This window comes from Phenylobacterium sp. (genome assembly GCF_044372605.1).
GTDB lineage: Bacteria > Pseudomonadota > Alphaproteobacteria > Caulobacterales > Caulobacteraceae > Phenylobacterium.
Window position 1 is genome coordinate 1 of the sequence record NZ_JBILRO010000228.1, and the last position, 5,637, is coordinate 5,637.

Sequence of the window (5,637 nt, forward strand, 5' to 3'; positions counted from 1 at the left end):
GGCCGCTCACGGCTACGGGCCGGACCCCGGTCGCGGCCACCGCTACGGGGCGAACGCGGCTCGTCCTTGATGCTGGACCAGTCGATGCCTTCCAGCGTGATCTCGACGGGCGCGGTGTTGATCAGCTTAAGCACCTTGTCGAGGTTGCGGCTGTCTGCCGGGGTCACGATGGTGAACGCCTGACCCGTCTTGCCGGCGCGGCCTGTGCGGCCGATCCGGTGCACATAGTCGTCGGCGTGGTGCGGGACGTCATAGTTGAAGACGTGGCTGACGTCTGGAATGTCGAGCCCACGGGCGGCGACGTCCGAAGCGCAGAGCAGGCGCAGCGAGCCGTTGCGGAAGCTTTCCAGCGTCTTCATGCGGGTCTGCTGGTCCAGGTCCCCGTGAATCGGGGCGGCGTCCAGGCCGTGCTTCTTCAGCGACTTGGCCACCACATCGACCTCGGCCTTGCGGTTGCAGAAGACGATGCCGTTCTTCACGTCGGCGCGGGCGATCAGCTCACGCAGCGCTGTGCGTTTGGCCTTGGGGTCGGCAGTAGGGATGCGCACCAGGTTCTGGGTGATGGTTTCGGCGGTTGTGGCTGGACGCGAGGCTTCTATGCGGACTGGATCGCGCAGGAACTGCTTGGTCAGGCGTGTGATCTCGGGCGGCATGGTGGCCGAGAAGAACAGGGTCTGCTTCTTGGCGGGCGTCAGCTTGAAGATGCGCTCCAGGTCGGGGATGAACCCCATGTCCAGCATCCGGTCGGCCTCATCGACCACCATGATCTGCACGCCGGTCATCAGGAGCTTGCCGCGTTCGAAATGGTCCAGCAGGCGGCCAGGCGTGGCGATCAGCACATCGACGCCCCGGTCCAGCTTCAGCTCCTGGTCCTTGAACGAGACCCCGCCGATCAGCAGGGCCCAGGAGAGCTTCTGGTCCTTGGCGTACTTCTCGAAGGACATCGAGACCTGATCGGCCAGCTCGCGGGTGGGGGCGATGACGAGAGCGCGGGGCATGCGCGCCTTCGCGCGGCCGGCGGCCAGGCGGTCTATCATCGGAAGGGTGAAGGCGGCGGTCTTGCCGGTGCCGGTCTGGGCGATGCCCAGAACGTCGAGGCCCTGAAGGGCCATGGGGATCGCTTCGGCCTGGATTGGCGTTGCGGTGGTGTAGCCGGTCGCGGCGACAGCGGCGAGGGTCGCGGGCGAGAGGCCCAGGTCTGAGAATTCGGTCATCGTCTAACGATTAAGCGGTGTCTCGCCCCTGAAGCCGCCGAAGGGCGGACAGGCGCGGCGCGACCGCGGCTGCGCCAGCGAACGTCGCCGCGCGGCGGGAACATACGGCGCAGGGGCCGCAAGTCAATGGAAGGGGTTGAAATGGAAGTGGTCCCGATGTCGTTACGCTTGGCGAGTTGGGCGCTGCTGATCGGATTTACCAATGCCGTCCAGGCCGGAGGGTTTTCCAATATGGAACACACAGCGCAGTGCAGCCCTGGTCCATTCGATGGCGACGCGATACGAGGCGGCCTGTCTGGTCCTCGTTCTGGCCTCGCCGCTGAACTGACGCCTGCGCCACTGGACTGACGCTCCGGCAAGGGGCGTGACCTACCGGCTCCGTACGTGCGCGGACAACAGCGCGGCGGCACCCAGGGAGGACTTGCACCATGTCAGACAGCCTGTTCAGCGACTTGCTCATCATCGATTGCGCCAGCTTCATCGCGGGGCCGGCTGCGGCGACCGTGTTGGGTGATTATGGCGCGCGGGTGATCAAGATCGAGCCGCCGGTCGTAGGCGACGCCTATCGCAACCTGTTCCGGCTTCGTGGCACGCCAGACGAGGTGGACTACTTCTGGACGCTGGAGTCGCGCAACAAGGAGAGCCTGGCGCTGGATCTTCGCAGGCCTGAGGCGCAGGCGGCGCTGCACGCGCTGGTGAAACGCGCCGATGTGTTCATCACCAATTCGCCGTTTCCGGCACGGGAGCGGATGGGACTGAGGGCGGAGGACCTGATGCCTCTGAACCCCCGGCTGATCTATGCCTCGCTGTCGCCCTATGGTGAGCAGGGGCCGGAGCGGGACCGGACCGGATTTGACGCCACCGCCTGGTGGGCGCGCTCGGGGCTGATGGACATGGTGCGCGCCGGCCCGACGACGGAGCCCGCCATTTCGATGCCGGGGATGGGCGACCACCCGACCGCGATGGCCATGTACGGGGCGATCGTGACGGCGCTCTACAAGCGCCAGATCACCGGGACGGGATCCGAGGTCACCACTTCGCTACTGGCCAACGGACTTTGGGCCAACGGATGCCAGGTGCAGGCGGCGCTTTGCGGCTATGAGCTGATGACGCGGCCCCCGCGCGGGGCGCGAGGGGTGCTGAACGAGATGTTCCGCGCCGCCGATGACCGCTATTTCATCCTCACCAGCACCAATCCGTTCCGCGACTGGCCGCTGCTGGCCAGGGCTGTGGGGCACGCCGAGTGGCTGGAGGATCCGCTATTTGCAACGCCCGAGGCGCGGATGACGAACGGTCCCGAGCTGGTGGCCCGGTTCGATGCACTGTTCGCCGGTGCGCCCTTCGAACACTGGTCTCAGGTGTTGACCGACGGCGACGTGACGTTTGGCGTGGTATCGCAGATCTATGATCACCTGACCGACGACCAGATCGAGGCCAACGGCCTGTTTCCCGAGATCGAGGGCAGCTATGGGCTGCGCACCGTCGATAGCCCTTTCCAGATGACCGGCGAGACGAAGGTCGCCCCGCACATGGCGCCGGGGATTGGCGAGCATTCCCGCGCCCTGCTGGAGGAATTCGGATGCTCCGCCGAGGAGATCGAAGCGGCGCTGGCGGGGTAGGGGTTGGCTCAGGCTGCGGCGGCTAGGGGCTGCTGATCCGCGCCGGCAAGGAAACGCCGGATCACGGGGAAGGTCTCTGCCGGGCGGGACACCATGAACAGATGTCCGCCTGGCACGGTCTCCAGTTGGGCATTGGGGATCAGTCGCGCCAGGAACCTGCCGTTGACCAGTGGCACAATGCGATCGCTCTCGCCCATCAGGATCAGCGTCGGGGTCTTCAGGAAGGGCAGGAAGAACGCGCTGGTCCAGCCGGCCATGGCCGCCAGTTGATAGAGATAACCCCGCTGTGACGGCGGCCGCAGCCTGCCGATATGAGCGTCGGAGTTCATCTCCTCACCATAGAGGGCTTCGAAGTTCTGTCGCATGAACTCTGGGTCAATGTAGCGGCGCGGATTGGCCATCTTGGCCAGGACCTTGGGATCGCCGGGCGCCATGAACACGCCCGCCGCCGTCGCCGCCAGGATGAGCTTGCCGATGCGGTCCGGGTGCTGAAAGGCGAACTGCTGGGCCATGCCGCCCCCCCACGACACGCCCATCACATCGACCTTGCCGGTATAGCCCAGCTTGTCCAGCAGCCGGGTGGTGCGCAGCGCCATGGTCCAGGGGCGGTAGGGAAATCTGGGGCTCGGTGAGCCACCAATGCCTGGCATGTCGAAAGTGATGATGTCCTGATCCGGCATCCATTCGGCCAGGGACGCCATGATCTCGATATTGGCACCGATGCCGTTGAAAAACAGGATCGGGCGACCCTTGGCATTGCCCTTTGTGGACCTGGCTTTCCATACGGCGACGCGCAGGCTGCGACCGGCGATCTTCATGATCTCCATCCGCGGCTCGTGGGCGGATCCGGGGGCGTCCTGGGCGTTGCCGGAAGCTTTCACAGGGTGGCCTTTCAATCGAATACGTATTCGCCGGGCGCGGCCGCGCCAGGCGGGTTCTTCTTGGAGCCCAGGCCCTTGGGCGCCGACTTCAACTCGCCGGAACGGGCCTGCAACCACTGCGCCCAGAAGGGCCACCAGGAACCTGCATGTTCCGAGGCGTCGTTGCCGAGCCAGTCGTCGATGCTGGCCGGCGGGCGCTTGTCGCTTTTGAAGTACTTGGCCTTGGGGTTTCCAGGCGGGTTCAGCAGCGACTGGATGTGGCCAGCCTGGGATAGAATAAACTCCACGTTCGGTGAGCCGATCAACTGGGTCGTGCGGTAGCAGGCCTTCCAGGGCGTGATGTGGTCTGTCACGCCGGCGACCACGAAACAGTCCTGGGTGACCTTGGTCAGGTCGACCTTGTGGCCGGCCAGCTCGGTAACCCCAGGCGTGGCGAAGGGTTGCGTCTCGTAGACCCGCAGATAGTCAGAATGCAGGGTCGCCGTCAGATTGGTGGAGTCGTTGTTCCAGAACAGCACGTCGAAGGCGGGCGGGTCCTCGCCGTGCAGGTAGTTGTTGATCACATAGTTCCAGACCAGATCATTTGGCCTCAGCCAGGCGAAAGTCCGTGACAGCGAGGAGCCTTCCAGCACACCGGCCTTTGCTGATCGCCGTCGCGCCATCTCTATGCCATGGGCCGACACCAGGGCGCCGGTCTCGCTGTCGTCGGGCTGGGGATCCAGCACACAGACCATCAGGGTCGCTGCGCCAATGCGGGGATCGCCTGCTGCAGCCAGCTTGCTGAGCAGTGTGGCCGCCGTGATTCCGCCGGAACAGGCACCGGAGATGTTCACAGTCTTCGACCTGGTGATCTGGCAGATCACATCGATCGCTTCGATCAGGGCGTCGACATAGTCGGCCAGGCCCCAGTCGCGGTGTTCGGCCGTCGGATTGCGCCAGCTGACCATGAAGGGCTGGATGCCGCTGCCGGTCAGGAAGCGGATGATGCTCTTTTCCGGCGACAGGTCGTTCACATAGGCCTTGTTGATCTGCGGAGGGATGATCAGCAGCGGCACGCCGTGTACCTGTTCGGTGGTCGGCGCGTACTGGATCAGCTCCATCATCTCGGTGCGATGAACCACGGCGCCCCGCGCGGTGGCGATATTCTCGCCGATCTTGAACGGGCGCTTGTCCACCTGGCTGACGATGCCGTCGTTCTGGGTGATGTCCTCGTAGGCGTTCTTCAGGCCCTTGATCAGCGAGCCGCCGCCGGTCTCGAACGCCTTCTTCAGCGCCGAGGGATTTCCGATCAGGCTGTTGGTGGGCGAGACGGAATCCAGGATCATGTTGGTGACGAAACTGGCGCGCGCGCGCTCACTGTCATCAAAATCCAGATCGTCCATCCAGTGGCCAACCCCCTGACGGACCGCCAGATAGTACTGCATGCCGGCGCGATAGAAGGGGTTGCTACGGAAGGCGGGGTCCAGAAATCGCTTGTCCTTGGGGTCAGGGGCCAGCTCGGACTTGTTCTGGACGATCTTGACCACTTCACCGCTGAAGTTTTTCAGGTGTTTGAGGGACTTGACCGGCCGGCCGGCGGTTTCGCGCAGCAAAACGCCCACAGCGCCCATCAGGTCTTCGCGCGCGAGCCCGATGATGGGATTCATGGCCACTGTGTTTTCAGCAGCCCCGCCGCCGAGATCGATCTTCGGTTTCGCCATCTTAGCCCTGCGTTGTTCCAATCTTGTCGGTGTGAACGGTTTTATCCGTTCGCCTTATGCGCCTATACTTAGCGCTTCTTATTCGCTGTCAATTGAGGGCGACGCATCGCCATCGGATGGTCGCCCCTGAGCACGAAGTCCCGCATTCTCGAAAAGGCGCTCGAACTCTTCAACGAAGAGGGTGTCGCAGCGCTCTCGGCCGTCGATATCGCGAACGCGCTCG

At 64.3% G+C, this 5,637-nt stretch carries 4 protein-coding genes; 1 reads left to right on the plus strand and 3 read right to left on the minus strand.

The features are described 5' to 3' along the window. The coding region (locus tag ACIQ42_RS15295; protein ID WP_397423112.1) for a DEAD/DEAH box helicase at positions 1–1,214 on the minus strand (1,214 nt) is incomplete at its 3' end. A 428-nt stretch (positions 1,215–1,642) separates the two neighbouring features. Between ACIQ42_RS15295 and ACIQ42_RS15300 the strand changes: the two genes are divergently transcribed. Beyond that, positions 1,643–2,833, plus strand: coding sequence for a CaiB/BaiF CoA transferase family protein (locus ACIQ42_RS15300; RefSeq protein ID WP_397423113.1), 1,191 nt, complete (start codon positions 1,643–1,645; stop codon positions 2,831–2,833). Between the two features lie 8 nt (positions 2,834–2,841). Here ACIQ42_RS15300 and ACIQ42_RS15305 read toward each other — a convergent pair whose 3' ends face one another. Next, positions 2,842–3,714: an alpha/beta fold hydrolase gene (locus tag ACIQ42_RS15305; RefSeq protein WP_397423114.1), complete on the minus strand. Its 873-nt coding sequence runs from the start codon at positions 3,712–3,714 to the stop codon at positions 2,842–2,844. A gap of 11 nt (positions 3,715–3,725) precedes the next feature. After that, positions 3,726–5,414 carry an alpha/beta fold hydrolase gene (locus tag ACIQ42_RS15310; RefSeq protein WP_397423115.1) on the minus strand — a complete coding sequence of 563 codons (1,689 nt, stop codon included), beginning with the start codon at positions 5,412–5,414 and terminating at the stop codon, positions 3,726–3,728. Positions 5,415–5,637 lie beyond the last annotated feature (223 nt).

Coding starts and splice junctions, on each gene's coding strand:
- ACIQ42_RS15300 (WP_397423113.1), top strand. CDS start 1,643: ATGTCAGACAGCCTGTTCAGCGACTTGCTCATCATCGATTGCGCCAGC.
- ACIQ42_RS15310 (WP_397423115.1), bottom strand. CDS start 5,414: ATGGCGAAACCGAAGATCGATCTCGGCGGCGGGGCTGCTGAAAACACA.